At 67.2% G+C, this 19,534-nt stretch carries 13 protein-coding genes; 10 read left to right on the forward strand and 3 right to left on the reverse strand.

What is annotated here, in order from left to right; translation table 11 throughout:
* Positions 1–112 precede the first annotated feature (112 nt).
* The 6 genes from P8R42_18420 to P8R42_18445 all read left to right on the forward strand — a co-directional run bounded on the left by P8R42_18420 (position 113) and on the right by P8R42_18445 (position 7,615).
* A complete protein-coding gene (locus P8R42_18420; protein ID MDG2306583.1) occupies positions 113–520 on the forward strand; it encodes an SCP2 sterol-binding domain-containing protein in 408 nt (135 codons plus the stop codon).
* A 50-nt stretch (positions 521–570) separates the two neighbouring features.
* Positions 571–1,650, forward strand: a complete 1,080-nt coding sequence (gene hflK, locus P8R42_18425) for an FtsH protease activity modulator HflK (GenBank protein ID MDG2306584.1) — start codon at positions 571–573, stop codon at positions 1,648–1,650.
* The gene (gene hflC, locus P8R42_18430) at positions 1,650–2,528 is read left to right on the forward strand and encodes a protease modulator HflC (GenBank protein ID MDG2306585.1); all 879 of its coding nucleotides are present in this window, start codon (positions 1,650–1,652) and stop codon (positions 2,526–2,528) included. Before hflK ends, hflC begins: the two co-directional genes overlap by 1 nt.
* On the forward strand, positions 2,525–2,947 hold the full coding sequence (locus P8R42_18435) for a DnaJ domain-containing protein (protein MDG2306586.1): 423 nt from the start codon (positions 2,525–2,527) through the stop codon (positions 2,945–2,947). Before hflC ends, P8R42_18435 begins: the two co-directional genes overlap by 4 nt.
* A 730-nt stretch (positions 2,948–3,677) precedes the next feature.
* Entirely contained in the window at positions 3,678–6,512 is a 2,835-nt protein-coding gene (locus P8R42_18440; GenBank protein MDG2306587.1) for a glycosyltransferase, read from the forward strand.
* A gap of 11 nt (positions 6,513–6,523) precedes the next feature.
* Entirely contained in the window at positions 6,524–7,615 is a 1,092-nt protein-coding gene (locus tag P8R42_18445) for a glycosyltransferase family 4 protein (protein MDG2306588.1), read from the forward strand.
* On the opposite strand, the gene P8R42_18450 is transcribed toward P8R42_18445, so the two are convergent.
* A complete protein-coding gene (locus tag P8R42_18450; GenBank protein ID MDG2306589.1) occupies positions 7,577–10,123 on the reverse strand; it encodes a glycosyltransferase in 2,547 nt (848 codons plus the stop codon). The two genes, P8R42_18445 and P8R42_18450, sit on opposite strands and share 39 nt — an antisense overlap.
* A 91-nt stretch (positions 10,124–10,214) precedes the next feature.
* On the opposite strand from P8R42_18450, the gene P8R42_18455 reads away from it, so the two are divergent.
* Positions 10,215–12,623 carry a glycosyltransferase gene (locus P8R42_18455; GenBank protein MDG2306590.1) on the forward strand — a complete coding sequence of 803 codons (2,409 nt, stop codon included), beginning with the start codon at positions 10,215–10,217 and terminating at the stop codon, positions 12,621–12,623.
* 28 nt (positions 12,624–12,651) lie between these two features.
* On the opposite strand, the gene P8R42_18460 is transcribed toward P8R42_18455, so the two are convergent.
* Positions 12,652–13,533, reverse strand: a complete 882-nt coding sequence (locus tag P8R42_18460) for a zinc metallopeptidase (protein MDG2306591.1) — start codon at positions 13,531–13,533, stop codon at positions 12,652–12,654.
* A gap of 84 nt (positions 13,534–13,617) precedes the next feature.
* Between P8R42_18460 and P8R42_18465 the strand changes: the two genes are divergently transcribed.
* The 3 genes from P8R42_18465 (at position 13,618) to P8R42_18475 (ending at position 17,567) form a co-directional block, all read left to right on the forward strand.
* The gene (locus P8R42_18465) at positions 13,618–14,460 is read left to right on the forward strand and encodes a tetratricopeptide repeat protein (protein MDG2306592.1); all 843 of its coding nucleotides are present in this window, start codon (positions 13,618–13,620) and stop codon (positions 14,458–14,460) included.
* Entirely contained in the window at positions 14,457–16,313 is a 1,857-nt protein-coding gene (locus tag P8R42_18470) for a metallophosphoesterase family protein (protein MDG2306593.1), read from the forward strand. Before P8R42_18465 ends, P8R42_18470 begins: the two co-directional genes overlap by 4 nt.
* Positions 16,314–16,415: 102 nt before the next feature.
* The gene (locus tag P8R42_18475) at positions 16,416–17,567 is read left to right on the forward strand and encodes a hypothetical protein (protein MDG2306594.1); all 1,152 of its coding nucleotides are present in this window, start codon (positions 16,416–16,418) and stop codon (positions 17,565–17,567) included.
* On the opposite strand, the gene P8R42_18480 is transcribed toward P8R42_18475, so the two are convergent.
* Positions 17,491–19,530: a DUF3604 domain-containing protein gene (locus tag P8R42_18480; GenBank protein ID MDG2306595.1), complete on the reverse strand. Its 2,040-nt coding sequence runs from the start codon at positions 19,528–19,530 to the stop codon at positions 17,491–17,493. The genes P8R42_18475 and P8R42_18480 overlap by 77 nt on opposite strands.
* Positions 19,531–19,534 lie beyond the last annotated feature (4 nt).

Below are 19,534 nucleotides of genomic sequence, written 5' to 3' on the forward strand. Positions count from 1 at the left end.
GGGGGCGCCCCGGGCGCGGGCCCGCTAACCCGGGGGGGGGGGGGCGGGGGGGGGGGGCGGGGGCGGGGCGGGGGCCGCATCGGATCCAGCCCCCGCCGCGCCAAAGAGTGCCGTGCCTCTGGCCGCACACGAGCCGCAGGCCTTCCTCTCGAACGGGTGGTTCTCGCTGGTCGAGGCTCTGCGGGAGGAGATCGATCCCCCGGTGCCCGAGAAGGTGCGCGACATCACGATCAACGTCCACATCACGGATGGTCCCGACGGCCACATCGATGCGCGGATGACCGCCGGGCGCTTCCTGCCGGGTGCCGACGAGGCGGCTCTGACGCGGATGAGCATGCCCTTCGACGTGGCCAAGAAGATGTTCGCTGAGGGCGACGATCAGATGGCCATGCAGGCCATGGTGCAGGGCGATATCAAGCTCGAAGGCGATCTCTCCGTCCTGATGCGCCTTCAACAGGGCGGCGCACCGACGCCGGAGGCTGAAGCGTTGCAGGCACGGATCCGCGAGTTCACGGTCTGACCAGCCCCATCCCGCTTGACCCCACTCACTGCTGACCGTACTGGTCACCCATGTCGGACGGCTTCGGGAATGGCGCCCATCATCCCAACGAAGACGATCCTCTGCGCGAGTTGCGCGAGGTCGTCGACAAGTTCCGCAAGAAGTTCGGCGGAGGCGGTAGCGGAGGTGGGGGGCGAAACCTCTCGCCGTGGCCGATCCTCGCCGTGGCGGCCGTTCTCTACATGGCGAGCGGGATCTTCATCATCGGTCCCGACGAGCGTGGAATCGTGCTGCGCTTCGGCGAGGCCGTCCGTGAGGTCGGCCCGGGGCCGGGCTGGCATCTCCCCTGGCCGATGGAAGAGGTGCTGAAGCCGTCCGTCACGCAGATCCGGAAGGAAGAGTTCGGATTCCGGACCGTCGACGTCGGTCCGCCCGCACGGTACCGGCAGGTCGAGCCGGAGTCGTTGATGCTCACCGGCGACGGCAACATCATCAAGCTCGAGTTCATCGTGCAGTACCGAGTGAAGCCGGAGCCCGATGCCGCGACGGATTTCCTGTTCAACGTTCGTGATCCGCGCGCGACACTCCGCGTAGCTTCGGAAGCGGCGATGCGTCAGGTGGTCGGCAGCAACAAGATCGACGACGCGCTCACCGATGAGCGTCAGCGCATCCAGACCGAAGCCCAGGAAGCGATGCAGTTGATCTTGGACAGCTACAAGAGCGGCATTCAGATCGTGACGGTGCAGCTGCAGGACGTCGCACCGCCGGACGAGGTCTCCGACGCCTTCAAGGACGTCATCAGCGCCGAGCAGGACAAGGAGCGGATGATCAACGAGGCGCGCGGCTACTCCAATGACGTCTTGCCGAAGGCGCGCGGTCAGGCGGCTCGCTTGATCAACCAGGCGGACGGTTATCGGCAGGCGAAGATCGAACGAGCCACCGGTGAGTCGGAGCGCTTCAACGCGTTGTTCGAGGAATACTCGAAGGCGAGGACCATCACGCGCACGCGGCTCTACCTGGAGGCGATGGAAGAAATCCTCCCGAACGTCGACAAGGTTCTCATCGACGGATCGGCCGGCAATGTCGTGCCGTACCTGCCGCTCGATCGACTGCCCAAGGCCGCGGCCGCGGCACCGACGGGAGACCAGTGATGGATCGCAGGTGGATAGGAATCTTTGCCGTACTTGGCTCCGTGATCGGCGTGTGGAGTCTCGCGACGTTCACGGTGCCGCAGTGGGAGCAGGCGGTCGTGTTGCAGTTGGGCGAGCCGGTCCGCACGGTGCGAGACCCGGGGCTCTACTTCAAGCTCCCGTTCATCCAGAGCGTCATCTACTTCGACAAACGTCTCCTCGATTACGATGCGGCGCCCAAGGAACTGCTCACGCGAGACAAGCAGCAGCTCGTCGTCGACAACTACACGCGTTGGCGGATCGTCGATCCGCTCCAGTTCTATCGCGCGGTTCGCAATGAGGCCGGCGCACAGTCCCGTCTCGACGACATCGTCTACTCGAACCTACGTGAGAACTTCGGCCGTCAGACGTTGAACGAGATCGTCAGTGCGAAGCGGGCTGCGCTGATGTCGGAGATCACCTCCAAGAGCGACCTGAGTTCGCGCGACTACGGAATCGAAGTGATCGATGTCCGGATCAAGCGCGCCGATCTCCCCGAGAAGAACGAGCTGAACGTCTTCAGCCGGATGCGCACGGAACGTGAGCGGCTGGCGAAGAAGTTCCGTGCGGAAGGTGATGAGGAGTCGCGCAAGATTCGCTCGCAATCGGACAAGCAGGTCCAGGTGCTCACCGCCGAAGCGCAGAAAGAGGCTGACATCCTGCGTGGTCAGGGAGATGCCGAGGCCGTTCGGATCTTCGCGGAGGCGTTCGGCCGGGATGAAGAGTTCTACGAGTTCACCCGGACGCTCGAGGCGTATCGCCGCACTCTGCCGGGCACCACCACGGTCGTGCTCTCGCCCGACAGCGAGTTCTTCAAACTGCTGAACCAGGGGTCGCAGCCGGAGTCGCCACCGCAGTGAACAGGCTCGCGCTCGGGGTCGTCGTGGCGGTAGGGGTTCTGCTCTACGTCCGATCCCCGATCGACCTCATCCCCGATCGGGCTGGGGCCGTGGGGCTCCTCGACGATCTGCTCGCGATGGGGGTCGCCGTGTGGTGGTTCTGGAAACGCCTGCCGACGATTCAGAGCGGCGGGGGCGGGGGGTCGTCCTCTTCTGCACGGAGTGACGGCGGCGGGACGACGGCGGGGCGGTTCGATCCGCACGAAGTGCTCGGCATCTCGCGCAGCGCCTCGCAAGGCGAGATCCGCCAAGCGTACCACGACCAGCTTCGCCAGTATCACCCCGACAAGGTCGACGATCTCGGTGAAGAGCTGCAGAAGCTCGCGCATGGCCGCACGCTCGACATCCGTCGGGCCTACGATGAGCTGAAGCGAGGATAGACCGCTCGCGCCTGACGAGGCATCTCGGGAGGTCTGGACGCGGCGGCCACCGATGCGGTCGGAGAGCTCGCGCACCCGTTCCAGCGCGCTCAGCGGATACGCGACGGATTCGTTCCCAACGGTGAGGCCGAACACGAGCGTCTTGTCGGGAAGGCGGGCGTCGTGTCGCTTCAGCGCGAACATCAGGCCCGTCGATGCGTGGCAGTCGGCGTAGGGGTCGCGTTCGTAGTTTCGGCGATGGCCCGTCTGATCGGAGACACCGAAGGTGAGTAGATTGCCCTCGACCCGGCGATCGAAGGCGACGGCGCTCGCCGTGAGCGGACACCATGTGATGGCGATGTCCTGTTCGCCGACCGAGTCATTCACGACCTCGGGCCGGTTGAGGACCCGCAGGGGATAGGCCCGGGTCAGATCGCCGCTCCTGAGGCCGACGAGCAGGTCGTCCTTCTGCAGGGACCCGGCCTCACCGGCCGCGACGGGCTTCGGTTGGAGCAGGGCCGGGAATGCCGTCCTTGGGTGGTCCGCGGCTTTGGATCTCCTCGCGCGGGACGGTGCTGTTCTCGAGCGCGAATCCCGTGACGAGGGGCAGCAGGAGGCACCCCAGCACCGCGGCGCGGACTCAATTCGGCGGGGAGCGGCTCATCTCAGGGGAGAAGTACGTGAATCGGGGACCGAAGGTTACGGTTACGGTTGCGGCCCCGGGCCTCACCGGGTTAGGCGAAGCACGGGGATGGCGAGCGGGGATTGGCAGGATCGGATCGGGATCGTCGTGCCCTCTTCGTCGACGGACGGGGGGGCCGCGGACGAGGCCGCGCTGCGCGCGACGTTGCAGAGCCTGCGGGATCAGACGCACTCCGAAATGGATGTCGTGGTGGTGCAGCCCACCGCGCTCCCCCTGCCGGTCGAGGACGAGCGCGTCCGCTCGTTGACGTGCGCCGCGTCGGGAACCGCCGAACGTCTCTCGGTCGGTGCGCGGGCCCTCCGGACGAAGTGGATCCGCTTCCTTCCGGCCGGCGATCGCCTCGCACCGGGGTGTCTCGCGGCGGAGTTTGAGGCGGTGGCCGACTCCGACGTTGCGGCCGTGTTCTCCGCCGTCGAGCACGTCGATGAGGCGGGGGCCGTGTCGACCGAGGCGCGTCCGGACGACGCACCACTCTCGCCGGGGCGGCACGCAGCGGGCTCGCTTCTTCCGGATCTCGTCGGCCGCCATCCCTGGCCGCTTGGGAGTGCACTCCTCGATCGCGAGGTGTTCCTCGAACTCGGCGGTTTCGATTCGTCGTTCGTCGCCCGCCCGGAATACGAGCTGTGGCTCCGCCTGGTGCAGGGTCAATCCGTCTTAGTGCTCCCGGCGCCGGGCCTTCGACGCCTGCAGGCCTCCGCCCGTGCGATCGACGCCTCGGTCGACGGTGCCGAGCACGCGCGGGCGCTTCTGCGGACGCTCCGCGGTGATCCGCTCGAAGCCGCCGTGACCGCACTCGGCGGGGCAGAGCGCGACTCGCCCGCGCAGGGGATCGCGCGCGCGGAACTCGCTCGCCGCCTGCTGCAAACGGAGCGGGCGGAGCTTCGCCCTCTGGCGGGCCGGCTCGTGGGTGAGGCGCGGGCGGCCGGAGCGTACTTCCCGGGCGACGCGCCGTTCGAGGTTCTCGGTCTTCACATGCCGGAGCTGGTTCGAGCGGAGGGCTGGTTCGCACCACCGCCGGCCCCTCCTGCGGTGGACGAGGAACTCCACAGCCCGCCGCCGGGAGCATTTCCCGCGCCGATCTGCGTCGCGCTCGGCACCGCAAGCGATCTCGGTATGGAGCTCGCAAAGGCTGGAGCGGCGGCTGCAGAGGCGCTGGAGCAGCGGGGCGTGCGGTTGATCCTGTTGCACGCCCGGGGCCCGCGGGGCGATGCGCCACCTGCCGCGGATCTTCCCGTCGAAATCCTGCGACACGACGGCTCGAACGCCGAACTGGAAGCGGCCCTGGCTCGGAATCAGGTCGCGCTCCTCATCGCGGATCCGTCTCATCCGGCGGTCGATGTGGCGGTCGCCCTCGGTGTGCCGACGTGGTCGGGTTGGCCCGAGGGGGATGACTCGGAACGTCAGGTGGCGGAGGACGTCATTCGCGCCGCCGCTTCCCATGCCGCGGAGCTTCGGCGCGACGCGTTCTCGAAGCACCGAGCCGTCGCTCGGTCGGCGGACACTGGTGTCGCCGAAGACGCGGCCCTCCGCACTCTCGTCGGTGCCCTCGGGGACGCGGGGGCCGCGGTGCGATCCCAGGTCGACAGCGAGAGCCTCGTCGAGCGTCTCTCCGACGCGCGCCGCGCGGCGGACTCGGCAGGGCGACGCGCGCGCGATGGCGGGGCCCTCGCGGAGAGGGCTCTCGATAAGCTCCGGATCGGGCGGCGACTTCGCTCGACGCTGCAGAGAAACGGCGCATCGTCTTCGGAGACGGTCGCGCCTGTCGTTTCGCTCGATGATGCGGGGGCGCAGCGCTTCCTTGGGTCGGTGACTTCGGAAGCCGAGGCCCGCCTCTGGGTCCTCTACACGACGGACCCGTATTCGGAGACGCAGGGCCAGCGCTCCACCTGGCTCGCACGGGAGATCCTCGCGCGCGGAGACTTCGTGGTCTTCTTCTACTGGCGTTGGGAGCTTTCGGAGGCCATCGCGGCGGCGCCCCACGACCGGCTGCTTCCGGTTCCCATCGATCAGTTCTTCCGCTTGCAGCGTCCGCTGATGGATCTCGCTGCGCCCGGGCTCGAGAAGATCTTCTTGATGGAATTCCCCGACGCCTATCTCTTCGAACAGATCGATCTCGCAAACGCTCACGGCTTCACGACGGTCTATGACTGCGTCGACGATTGGGAAGAGTTCGCCCGGGTCGGTCAGGCGCACTGGTACGACCCGGGAGTCGAGCGTCATCTGGCACAGAACGCGGACCTCGTCGTCGCCACGCACCCGGTCCTCGCAGCGCGGCTGGAAGCCATGGGTCGTCGCGGAAACTCCGTTCCCGTGTTGCCCAACGGTGTCGCGGTCGAGTCGTTCGCGGGTGCGGAGCCCCGGTCCCGAACCGGTGAGCCGGTGATCGGCTACTTCGGCCATCTGACGCCCGCGTGGTTCGATTGGGATCTGGTCCGGGACACCGCGCGCGCCCATCCGGAGTGGCGTTTCGAGATCATCGGGCACGGCGCACCCGACGACCTCGACCTGCCTGCGAACGTGGACGTTCCGGGACCCGTGCCGCACGAGGCACTCGAGGAGAGAACGCGCTCCTGGCACGTCGGGATCGTGCCGTTTCTTCCCGGACCGCTCACGCAGGCGGTGGACCCGATCAAGCTCTACGAATACCTGGCGCTCGGGCTGCCGTCGGTCGTGGTCGACATGCCGCATCTCGCCGGTGTGCCGTCCGTCGAAGTCTGCAATCGCGCGGATTTCGCCCCGGCTCTCTCGCGGGCGCTTTCCTCGAAGCCCGATGTGGATGCTGTCGCCGCTTTCGTCGAGGTGAGTCGATGGAGCGAGCGCGTGAACGCGCTGTGCGACGCGCTCGCGAGTGCGGACTCGTCGGATCTCTTGAAGGCGCTCTGAGCAACGGTTCCGTGAAGATCCTCTTCGTCTACCAGATCTGCTCCTTCGGGGGGGTGGAGACCGTGTTGCGCAACCGAGCCGTCGGGCTTCGCCGGCTCGGTCATGAGCCGCGGATCGTTCTCTTGGAAGATCTCGGCGGGCAGGCAGTTTTTGCCGGTCTCGAAGACGTCGAGATCGCACCGGGCGAAGCGCGTCTGCGCGACCTGCTCGAAGACGAGGCCCTCGACGTCGTCGCGACGATCGACACGCCGAGCGTGGCTCCGCTGATCGCACGGAGTCGCTTTCGCGGGCGCACCGTTGCGGAAGTGCACTCCAACAATTTCGCGAACATGGGTTACCTCGGAGAGGTCGCGTCGAGCGGGGCCGACCTGCTGTTGTTCCCGTCCGCCTACGAGGCTGAGCTCGTTCGTCGTGAGTATCCGGCCGTTGCGGCGGCCGCGCTTCCGAGCGTCGTCGTGCCGAATCCGGTGGATACGAAGCTGTTCCGATTCACGCTGCCGGATCGGCCGGCCCTCGCGCCGATGATCGGGTGGGTCGGACGATTGGAAGACCAGAAGAACTGGCGTCACTTCCTCGAGGTGGCGGGCGCTGTCGCCCGGCGTCGTCCGCAGACCGAATTCGTCGTTGTGGGTGGTCTGGCGGCGCCGGAGGTGGTGAAGAGGGAGTTCCGCGAGCGCGTCGCCTCGCTCGACCTGATGGGGCGGCTCCGTTGGATCCCCTCTCTTGCCTACGGCCGGATGCCGGCCCTCTACTCGGCTCTGGCCGCGAGCGGCGGCGCTCTCGTGCCGACGTCGAGCTTCGAGCCCTTCGGCATGACCGTCCTCGAGGCGCAGGCGTGTCGCTGCCCGGTCGTCGCTTCGCGTACGGGTGGTCTGGCGGAACTCGTCGTCGAGGGGGCCACGGGCCTCGGCTTCGAGGTCGATGATACGGATGGCGCGTCGCGCCAAGTGCTGCGGGTGTTGGACGATGCGGGGCTCCGGGCCGCCGTGATCAACGGCGCGAGCGACGCGATCAATGCGCGTTTCGCGGCCGAGCCGGTTGCACGGGCGTACGTCGAGGCCGTGTCAGCCGGCAGTGGTGCCCAGGAGGGCGAGGACGCGTGAGGTCTCGCCGCGCGGGACCCGCGTAGCCTCCGTCGCTCCCTCGCCGACGACGATCTCGGCCTGGCCGAGGAGGTCCTGTCGGGCCTCGTACGAGGCTTCCGGCTCGTCCACGTAGACGACACGTGCACGTCTGAAGTAGGCGAGGTCGAACGTGCGGGACGCGCTCGGGAGAACGATCGCGCCGGGAAGCTCATCGAACGCTTCGAGCGGGAGTGTGCTCACGAGCCGACTGCCTGTGGACTGAATCCCGCGCTCCTCCTCGTTCGTCCCGGGAAGGCGTACGTCGAGGACCGGATGACCTTGCGCGCCGAGCCCTTCGGCGATCGCGGCGGCCTCGGGGTCCACCCCGTCGGTCCCGGAAAGAAGAACGACCGGTGTCCGGCCGTCGTACGGCTCGAGATGCCGTGCGAGCTCTTCGCGGTGGGCGAGGACGCGCGTGCGGGTTCCGAGGCCGGGTGGGCGCCACGCCGCGCCCCACTTCTCTTCAAACTTGGCCCGGTTCTCCTCCCAGAGCGCGTTCTTGCGTGAGAGCTTGTCGAAGCTGGCTTGGCCGGCGTGGTGGACAAAGACCTCTTCCGCGCACGCGAGCCGGAACCCGGCCCGTCGCACGCGGTGCGCGTAGTCGTCATCTTCGAACATGCCGATTCCGAAGCGTTCGTCGAGAGCTCCGACCTGCTCGACGACGGCTCGCGGGGCCGCCACGCAGTACATCGCCAACATCCCGATCGGATAGACGCGGCCCGTATGCTCGCGCGCCCACTGTGCGGCGAACGTGTCCACCTGATCGGCCCTCACGGTCACGCCATCGACGCGCGCCTCATTCCACACTCCGTCGGTGACGGGCCCGATGAGACCGATCGTGGGGTCGTCTTCGAGGACGCGGATCAGGCCGGACAGCCAGCCTCGCGGCACGGCGGTGTCGTTGTTCAGGAGCACGACCCAGCGGCCGGACGAGATCTCGATCGCCTGGTTGTTGGCGGCCGCGAAACCGCGGTTGTCGTCGTTCAGCTCGATGCGTACGCGAGAGTCACGCTCGGCGAGTGCGCAGAGGTAGGCAGGGGTCTCGTCGCTCGACGCGTTGTCGACCACGATGACTTCGACGTTCGGCCAGGAACGGTCGGCGAGAACCGAATCGAGACACGCACGCGTGAGGGGTAGATTGTTCCACGTCACGATGCAGATGCTCACCGGCGCGAAAGTGGCTTCGAGAGCGGCCTCGAGAACTGCAGCGCGATTCGCCCAGGTGTTCTCTTCGGCGAACGCCGCGCGTTTCTGGCGCTGCTGCGGCCCGTCGGCGGCGAGCTGCGCTTCGATCGCATCGGTGAACTGCTCGGGCGTGTCGACGAGGGCGACGCGCTCAGCGTGCGCTTCGAGTTCGAGGAGTCGGCTCGCGACGACCGGTTTCCTCGCAGCTTGGTACTCGTACAGCTTCACCGGGTCGGTGGCTTCGATGAGCGGAGTCAGCTGGAACGGGATGCAGGCCACGTCGAACGCGGAGAGGAGGGGCGGAAGGTCGACGTACGGCTGCTCGCCGAGGAAGTGCACGTTAGCGGCCCGCTGGAGATCCTCGTGCGGGCCCGCGCCCCAGGTCGAGCCCACCAACACGAAATTCCATTCGGGGTGGGCCCCGATGGCGTGCCGCAGGAGATCGAAGTCGAACCACTCGGAGATCGCGCCGATGTACCCGACGATGGGCTTCGGAATTCCGTCGAGGGCAGCAGGCTTCGGGAGACTTTGCGCGGCGCGGGCAAAGTGGTCGTAGTCGCACGCGTTCGGGATCGACACGACACGACGTGCCTTGGACTCGGCTCGTGCCCGCAAGCGGCGGGAGGTGGTGACGACCAGAGCGCCCTTGCGCATCAGCCAATCCTCGCCGGCGAGCATCTGGTCGTCGTTCGTCGAGAATGCGGCGTGGTCGTCCATGCAGTCGTAGACGATGGTCCAGCCGAGCTCGTCCTGTGCGCGGCGCGCGAGGGGTGCCCAGAAGGGGAGCTGCACGATCGCGATCACGGAAGCGAGCCCCGCGTCCCGTTGGAGCGCCCGGAGCTGTAGCATCAGTTCGTCGAGATCGGGGTCGCGCAGGCTGTCGCGGAACGGGTCTCGGGGTGCCTCACCGCGGAGTCCGACGTCGAAGACGTTCGCTGCGAGCTCGCCCCGAACGTGTCCGCCGATTCCGTCCTTGATCGAGTCGGGATCGACCCAGAAGACCCGGTGGCCCTGTCGGCCGAGCTCGCGCATGAGCTGCTGCGGACGTTGGAACCGGAAGGACCACGCGATGATCGGGAAGCAGACGACATCGAAGGTCTTGGGTGCCGCCGGCAGTGGTGTTGCGGCTGTGGGCGCCTCGGCTCGCACGGGCAGAGGCGGCCGACCGATCATCCGGCGCCAGACGTCGCGCAGGCCTCGTGGGAGAAGTGGGCCGATCGCGTCCTCGGCCGTCTTGTACAGACGGCGGATGCCAGCGGGGGCTGGGGGCGTCGTTTGCGCCTCGGACGGCTCCGGCTTCATCTCGCTCGTGTCGTGCTGCAGGACAAGGGAGACTTACCCAGCCACCGCCCGATTTGAAAGCGAACACCGCGGTGGATAGGAGTCGCGGGGAATGGAGATGGGAAACGCACCACGCGTGAGTGTCCTTCTGCCGATCGGGGCGGAGTTCGGGCGCTCTTCCTCGGCTGCGGCGAGCGTCCTGGGGCAGACGGGTGTCGACCTCGAATTGCTGGTCCTCCATGACGGATCCGCGCCGGACGAAGCGGCCAGCCTGGCGGCGCAGGCCCCGGACCGGGTCCGCGTGCTCGCCCATCCGCCTCAGGGTGTCGCGCGGGCGCTAGCGCTCGGGGCTGCCGTGGGGCGGGGAGAGTGGCTGGTCGGCCTCGGCTGCCATGAGGTCTGGTTGCCGGAGACGATGGCCGGGCAGCTCGCGATCGCCTCGGCCGACCCGGCGCTCGTCGGTGTCCTGAGTCTGGCGGCGGGGGGCGCTGTGTCCGGTCGGCCCGCCGATCTACCGGGGGTGCTCTTCGCCGACGTCGTGCCGCCGGGCGGCGGGGCCCTTCTTCGGACAACGGCCGTTCGGGCGGCGGGTGGATTCGATCCGAGCCTGCGCTTCAGTCACCACCTCGATCTGTGGCTGCGTCTTCTCGAGACGGGCGCACTCGTCGTTTCGCCGACGTCCGTGGTGAACGAGCCTTCGCGCGCACGCGAACCGGGCGAACCGGAGGCGGAGGCGAGTCGGTGGGAGCGCGCACACGTACTGGACAGGGCGCTCGCGACTCTGCATCCGGAGGACTTCACCGGATCGTCTACGGGTGGAGGAGAAAGGGAACTAGAAGTTGCGCGCGCCGTCGTTCGCACAGGACTCCTGGAACTGCGAGCGCACGCGGTCGAACTCGTTTTCGCGGCGTGCGCTGCCGGCGCCGCAATCGACGTCTCCGCGGACCCGGACCTGAGTGTGCTGCTGCCCGAGGCGCCGGCACTCGCGCACGTGGTATCTTCGCCCGTCGGCCGGGTCCAGGCGCGGGACGAACCCTGGTTGCGCGTCGCGCTCGAGGTGCAGTCCCTGGATCGCGGCGGACTCGAGAACGTCGTTGCGGAGTTGGCCCTGGGCTTCGGCGCTGTCGGCATAGACCCGGTCGTCGTTTGCACTGAACGGGGTGGCGCGCGCGCGGCCGAGTTGCGCGCCGTGGGGATCGACGTCGTCGTTTTGCGGGCGGGCGACCGCGTACGTGAACTCGGGGACGTGTTGGATTCTCGGCGGGTCGATCTCCTGAATCCACATTTCTCGATGATCGGAGTACGACCGGCCGTGGCGCGTGGCATCCCGGTCGTTCCCACGTTGCACAACGCTTACGGGTGGGTGGGCGCGAGTGTCGTCGATGAGTTCCGTGCCCTGGACCCGCTCGTAAACGGATACACGGCGGTGTCACAGTTTGTAGCGGACTTCACCGCCGCGCGGTTCGGGATCGATCAGCGGCGGCTCTGCGTGATCCCGAATGCCTATCGTGCGGGGGGCGCCGGACGGGCGATGGATCGCGGGACGGCCCGCCGCGAGTTGGATCTTCCCGAGGATGCCGCTCTGGTGCTCCAGGTGGGACGCATCGACCCCATCAAGTGCCAACTCGCGCTCGTCGATGCGGTCTGCCGGCTTGGGCCGCAGCGGCCCGGTCTCCGCGCTTGGATCGCGGGCGGTATCGGAGATCCGTCCTACGCGGCGCGGGTCGAAGAGCGTATCGCGCGTAGCGGTGCGGCCGGTGCGGTCACGCTCCTCGGCGAGCGCGACGACGTGGGTCGCCTTCTGGCCGCGGCGGATGTGCTTGCCATGCCGTCGGTACTCGAAGGCTTGAGCCTGTCCGTCATCGAAGCGCTGGCCGCTGGTGTTCCCGCAGTTCTCACGCGGACGGGCGACGCGGCCCGGCTTCTCGGCGACGGCGCGCCGGACGGCCTCCCGGGCGCGCTCATCGACGGACCGGTCGTCGATCCGGTGCAGATCGAAGGTGAAGAGTTGTTTCGTGTTGCGGCCGCGGATCATCCTGCGCACGCGGCGGCACTCGCGCAGGCACTCGGCGATGTCCTCGATGATCTCCCCGCGATGCAGCAACGCGCCCGGCGCCGGGGGGCCGAGTTGTCGGAGGCGTTCGCGCCGGCCGACATCCTCTCGCGCTATGCCGCGGCTTTCGGACGGACTGTCGCGACGCACGGTCGCGCCGCAGCCGCGCGGGCTTCGGTGCGAACGGATCTCCGCGGGGCACGAGAGACGAAGGCGACCGCGTCCCGCGCGCATCTTCGGTCTGCGGTCGCCGACAGCAGCGAGGGCCTCGGAGCGACGTTGCACCTTGCCCGCGAACGCGAGCAGGCACTTCGCCAGGCGGGGAGCCTCACGTACGAGTTGGGCGCACTACGCGGGGAGATCGACGCCACTGCGGGCAGCGTCGATCAGTTGCTGAACAAGCTGCGGCTTACGCACCGCCTGCGCGGCGCGGTGGCCTCGGTGCGGCGGCGACTGCTCGGCGGCTGAGCCCTGATCGGGAAGCGTCGCCCCTGGGTCATTCGGCGCTGAACGTGTCGCACTCGCCGACGTTGCCGGTCTCGAGGCCGGTGCGGAACCACTTCACGCGTTGGGCGGAACTCCCGTGCGTGAATGAGTCCGGCACGACGCTCCCGCCTGCTTGCTGCTGCAGCCGGTCGTCGCCGATCGCGGCGGCGGCGCGCAGGCCTTCCTCGACGTCGCCCTGTTCGAGGAGTCGGCGCACGTTGTCGGCGTTGTAGGCCCACACGCCGGCCAGGCAGTCGGCTTGCAGCTCCAGCAGGACCGACAGTCGGTTGGATTCGACCTCGCTCGATCTCTGGCGCCTCCGCTGAATTTGTCCGCTCACACCCATCAGGTTCTGCACGTGATGACCGACCTCGTGGGCGATCACATAGGCCTGGGCGAAGTCGCCCGGAGCACCGAGTCGGGCCTGCAACTCGTCGTAGAACGAGAGGTCGATGTAGACCTTCTGGTCCACGGGACAGTAGAACGGGCCGGTCGCGGAGCCAGCGAGCCCGCAGGCGGAGTTCACGCTACCGGAGAAGAGGACCAGGGTCGGCTCCTCGTAGGTCCGCCCCGCCTGCTCGAAGGCGGCCTGCCACGTGACCTCGGTGTCCGCGAGCACGACCGAGACGAATTCCCTCTGGTCATCTGGTGGGGCGCCGGCGCTCCCGGGAGGAGACGTTGGCGAGTCTGGGAAGTCCAGGCCGGAATCCGTAGCAATTCCAGCCTGTTGCACGCTCTGGAGGAGCGTCTCCGGGTCCACTCCGAGCACCCAGCCGACCGCCAGGACGAGAAGAATCGCGCCGAGACCGATGCCGCCGCGGCGGCCCCGAGCCCGTGGGGCGCCTCGTTGATCCTCGATGTTGATGCTCCGTCGTTTTCCCCGCCAGCGCATGGCCCGAGAGACTGTACAGGATGGTCTACCGGGGAGCGATTTTTTCTCTTGGGTTCCACACCCACTTGGTGGATGATCAACCGGATGTCGATTACGGGGCCCTTTGTTTCTTCTGTGTTCGTCGTGCTCTTGGCCGCTTTGCCGGCCGCTGCGCACCCCGGGCTGCACGAGCAGGAGCAGCAGGTGGACGCGGCGCTCGCAGAGAGCCCGAAGGATCCCGATAGGCACGTTTCTCGTGGGCGAATTCACGGCGAGAAGCGGGAATACGATGCGGCCCTCGCCTCGTATTCCCGGGCGCAGAAGCTGGGCGCGGAGCCGGACCGAATCGCCCTGCTCGAAGGAGCCGCCTATCTCGACGCCGGCTGGCCCGAGATGGCGAAGGAACGTTTCGACGTCATCCTCGCAGGCGAGCCGGAGAACCCCGAGGCTCACCTCGGGCGCGCTCGCGCATGGATGCAGCTCGAGCATCCCGAAGAGGCCGCGCAGGACTACGAGATTGTCGTCGCGACCATCTCGACGCTGCAGCCCGGCGACGTTCTCGAGTATCGAGAGGCGCTCATGGCTGCGGAGCGCGGGGACGATGCCGTCGCCGCCCTCGACGTCGGGATCGCTCGCCTCGGGCAGGTCCCGTCGCTTCAACTCGCGGCCATCGACGTTCAGGTCGAGGCCGCGGAGTACGAAGATGCGCTCCGCCGCCTCGATCTTCTTCTCGCGACGAGCCCGGGCCACCCGGTCTGGACGGCGCGTCGGGGTGAGATCTTCGAACGCGCCGGAAGAACCGAAGAGGCGCGCCTCGCGTACGCCGACGCACTCCAGAACATTCAGGTCCGCACTACCGGCCGCCGCGCCCGTCGTCTCGATGAACTCGAAGGTCAGGTACGGGCCGCAATCGCACGCAACACCGACAAGCAGGAGACCAACCCATGAGTAGCTCCCGACTTCCCATTCTCCGTTCTGCGCTTGCCGGCCTCGTGTTGCTCGTGGCGGTGACTGCAGCCGACGCGGCCCTGACCCGTGGACCGTACCTGCAGCAGGCAACCTCCTCGGGGATCATCCTTCGGTGGCGCACCGACGTCGCGGAGAATAGCCGCGTGGGGTACGGCACCACCATCGGCGCTCCCGATTTCACGCAGGACAATGCGACTGTCACGACCGAGCATCAGGTCACCCTCACGGGGCTCGATGCTTCCACGACGTATTACTACGAGATCGGGTCGACGACGACGCTTCTCGCCGGTGGCGATGCGACACACTACTTCAAGACGCCTCCGCCGACCGGCACCGCCGTGCCGACTCGCATCTGGGCGATCGGTGATTCCGGCTATCCCGAGCCCGCCATCATCGCCCCGGGCTGGGAGCGAGACGGCGATGCCGTGCGCGACGCGTACACCGCCTTCAACGGCGGTTCCGCGACGGCCGACATCTGGCTGCTCCTCGGCGACAACGCCTACACCTTAGCGACGGACGTCGATTACCAGACGTCGCTGTTCGAGCAGTATCCGGAGTTCTTGAAGACCGTCGCTCCGTGGACCTGCCTTGGCAACCACGAAGGGTTCTCGTCCAACGGACTCACGCAGACTGGCCCCTACTTCGACAACTTCACGCTCCCGACCGGTGGTGAGGCCGGCGGAATCGCCTCCGGCACGGAGGCCTACTACGCCTTCGATTACGGCAGCATCCACTTCGTCGTGCTCGACGCCGAGGACTCGATCCTCAACCGGTCGAGGACCAACGCGATGAAGGCCTGGCTCGAGGCGGATCTCGCCTCGACGAATGCGGACTGGTTGATCGCGTTCTGGCACCAGCCGCCCTACACGAAGGCGCTCTTCCACGACTCGGATGTGGAGCTCAACGAGGTCAACATTCGTGAAGAGGCTCTGCCCATCCTCGACGACTACGGCGTCGACTTGGTTCTCACCGGTCACAGTCACAACTACGAGCGCAGCTACCAAATCGACGGACACTATGGCCTTTCAACTACGTTCGGTCCCGAGCATGTGGTCGACGGCGGTACGGGTGACCCTCTCGTCGACCACGCCTACGAGAAGACCAATCGTGGGCAGGTGCCACACCAGGGTGCCGTCTACGTAGTCGCAGGCAGCGCGAGCGAGAAGCGCCCCAACGATGCCGTGGTGGACTACCCCCACCCGGTCATGGCGGTCGCGATGTCGGAGCTCGGCTCTCTGATCGTCGATGTGGATGGCCAGACGGCGGTCACGACGTTCCTCGATAGCACCGGAACCGTCCTGGACACCTTCACGATCAACAAGGGCACGTCGTGCCCGGAGACGCCGACCGCCGGCTGCACCAACGTCATCGAGGCGAAGCTGCTCATGAGGCAGGGCACGACCGATGCGAAAGACAAGCTGGTTTGGCGCGCAAGGGACGCGAACATCGATCCGGGCGACTTCGGTGATCCGACGAGCCCGTCGGACGCGCAGATCGACGTCTGCATGTACGACGCGAACGGCTACCTTCTCGGTGGCGGTCTCACCCCGGGCGACGCGAACTGGAAGGCGCTCGGCCATGTCGGATTCCGGTACAAGGACAAGGCTTCGCTTCCGTTCGGTGTGGGCAGAGCGAAGTTCAAAGTCACCGGGATTCCGACTGGGCTGATCCTCGCCACGGGCAAGGGCCGCCAGCTTCGGCTTCCGACGTTGCCGCTCACGCCGCCGGTCGTGGCGCAGGCGAAGAACGACGTGACGGGCAGCTGTTGGGAGACCACGTTCACCGCAGGCGACATCGTCAAGAACGACAGCGTGCGCTTCCTCGCAAAGTAGGTCTTCCTCGGGTCGGTGGCCGGGTGAGGAGTGGCCTCACTCCCCCTGCCACCGATGCCGGTTTGATTGGGTTTCGCCGTCGTCCCAGGGTACGACCGGAAGATGCCGATCCCGACCGAGATCGTTCCGAGCATCGAGCCGAGCGAGAAGTCTCCCGCGCGGATCACGAACGAGTTCAAGGCGCTCCTCGCCGGGGGCGCGACCGTACTCCCGTCTGGGGAAGCGAAGAAGCGGCCGTCCCGCCTTCTTCGCGGTGGCTACCTGCCCAAGTTCAAGCTCCAACTCTTCGATACGACCTTCTACCTCACGAGCCTACGGCAGAACCCGGACCTCCGGTTCTTCGTTGCGTACGTCGTGCAGCGAGACGCGTCCGCGGCCGCGACGAAGATCTACCCGCGGATCTTCTACAAGGACGTCTCCTTGATCTGGCGCTCGCCGTCTCATCTCGCCGGTCCGGTTGATGACTACTGGGTGGGGAAGGGCGATGTCGATGTCGTCCACCGGGGCGGTTACGAGTTCACGGCGTCCAGAGAAGAGACGACGGATCTGCCGCTGGAGATGCAGGCGGCACTCGATGGTCTCAGTCGTCGGGTGCGCAACCCACGGTACGATGAGAAGGCCGTGCGTCTGGTCCTGCGCCGCTCGGAGCGCGACCGGGTGCGGCCGTATCCCGACTTCACCGGGCCTCGCCGTCGCGCCGGAGCCGACCCTCGGAACCTCGTGAATCGTGGCCGCTCGGTGGCGCGCTTCGGTCGCCGCAGCGATCCGATGTCGCTCGCGTTCGTTTCGGGCTTCGAGCCGGACTTCGCACGGGGCGTCCTCGAAGCGACGTCGTCACGGAGTGTGATGTACGGAGGCGAACTGCAGAGAGTTCGGATCTTGTCGAAGAACCTGCGCGCTCAGTACATGTTCTTCGCTGGCCCGAGCCACGCGTGGGTCATCCCGCCTCAGGCGCTCACGACGGAGTTGTCGAGCTTCGGTCTTCGCACGATCGATGTCGTGGCAGCCGAGGACCTGTGCGTGCCGGGATTCGAGTATCACTTCATGGATCACAGCCAGGACCCGCCGGTGTTCGTGTCGCAGATCCCGAAGGGGTTCGTCGGACCGCAGAGCGTTCAGGATCCTGCGCGCGCGGATGCGTCGGCATGGCTCGAGCAGCTGCCGGTGATCCGCGAGTTCAGGCGGAAGGTTCTGGGGCAGTCGGCATCCCGGAAGAAAACCAGATCGGTGAAGTCCAGGCGCGTTCCTGGATGACCTTGTCGACCGCCGCGAGGCTGCAGCCGCTGGGCCGCTCGTTCTCCGGCAGGGAGAGGCACTGCCGCCACGACCAGCGGCACGAAGGGTTCTCGACGATTCGCGCGTAGTAGACCGCGGGGCGATCCGGGTCGAAGTCGGGATCGCGCCATTGCCCGCACAGGTTGTGGTAGCCCGGGCCGCTCACCTCGCACGTGCCGAGGTCGACGCCGGCTCCGTTGGGATGCGTTCCGGCCACGTCGTGGACAGATTGGTAAAAGAGCCCGTCGTCGCCCACCCATCCCTTGATGATCTGCATGCGCTGCAGAAGTCCGCCGGGGAAGTTCTCGTCACCGGGGTCGCGCGCCGCACTCACGAGAAACGAGGGCGTGTCGGCGCCGTCCGGTCGCGGGGCGAGCTCGCCCCCCATCGGTACGCCGTGCGCGTAACCGGCCTCCACGAAGTCGGGTCGATCGCACAGGTCGTTCGGGAGACCCCAGCCGGCAAAGAATCGCGGTTGGATGCGTGGTCCGCTCGTTGCGAACGTCTCGCGGCGGCGCATGGCGTCGAAGAGAGCGTCGCGGGAGTTCTCTTCCGACCAGACACCGGCGAGGCCACCGGGGTTTCGCAGGATCTCGTTTTGCATCGGTGACTTCTCGGTCGAGAAGGCGAGGCGTTGCTCGGGCGTCGCCACCTGGTCGCCTCGGCTGCCTTGGTAGTCTCCTTCCTGCACGGCACCCGGATTTGCGTTGTGGGTGTCGGTACTGCCGATGAACCCGATCTGGAACGGGTTGACGCCTAGTCGGGTGCCTTCGCGCAGCCCTTCGATCACCGCGTAGCGGACGAAGTCGACCCGGGATTGGCACCCCTTTCCACGCATCGCTCCCTTTCCGATCTCCCCTTCGCAGTCGTCGGGGTTCGTGAGCGTGCGGATCTTCTCGAAGTCGCACAGTTCGTCGGGCCCCCCCGCAACGCCCCAGAGGCCGTTCCTGCACTCGGACTCACCCTTCATCTGCATCATCTCGGCGATGGGTTCGATGCCGGCGCGGAGTCGCGCGGCTTCCTGCTGCGCGGCGATGGGTCGGTCCCGGTACCAGAGATCGAATGCGCGGCCGTTCGACAGGTTCATGTTGTGCGGAATCGCGAGCGCGTCGCATCCCGTATCGGTGTCGAGACAGAGCGCGCGAAGTTCTCTCCAGAGCCCCTCGGCGAGCGGCTCATCGATCCATGAGATCGGAAGCTCGGGAACGATCTCGTTGCGGAAGATGACGTTCCGATGGACCTTCGACTGCCCAGGCGACGCGCTGTATTCCCAGGCGGGGAAGGTGGTGAAGCGACAGTCGCTCGACCGGTCGTACCATTCTTCCGCCGCTTCCTGCGTTTCCTGCCACACGGCCGCCGTGACGGGTCGGCATCGCTCGAAGTCGTCTCCACAGATCGAGGTGGCGCGGCCGGAGAGCGAAACGAGGCCGGTGATCCTCGCCCCGACGCCCTTGGCGCCGATGAGCCAGGCGAGCCATCCGGTCGTTTCACCGCGGTAGATTCGGCAGTCCTTCGTGTCGTACGCGGCCGAGCCCGGTGTCGTGCACAGGGTGACCTCGGCGAGAAACTCCGCATGGTCGGTCACGGCCGCGAAGTCCAACGGGCGGCCGATTCGTACCGGACGAGTTCCCTCTCCATTCGCCTTGAGTGGGGGGAGCGAGATGGTCTCTCCGCTCGCGAACCGATAGGCGTCGCTCGGCGAGAGAATGACGTCTCGGGTCCGTGCGTCCATCGAAAGCCCCGTATGGACGTGAAGGTCTCCGAAGAACGCCCTCCGGTTCGGGTCGCGATCGGCGCAGGCTTCGCGCGAAAGAAGGTTGGCGGCGAGGGCCGGCCCGCCGGGGGGCCTCCACTTCGATTGCTCGATCTCGTTCAGGTTGCAGGCGCTGAGGAGGAGCAGCAGGACGCCGATGTGCCGCAGGGACATTCCCTCGTATCGCATGGGA

The sequence above is a fragment of the Candidatus Binatia bacterium genome (assembly GCA_029243485.1).
Lineage (GTDB): Bacteria > Desulfobacterota > Binatia > UBA12015 > UBA12015 > VGTG01.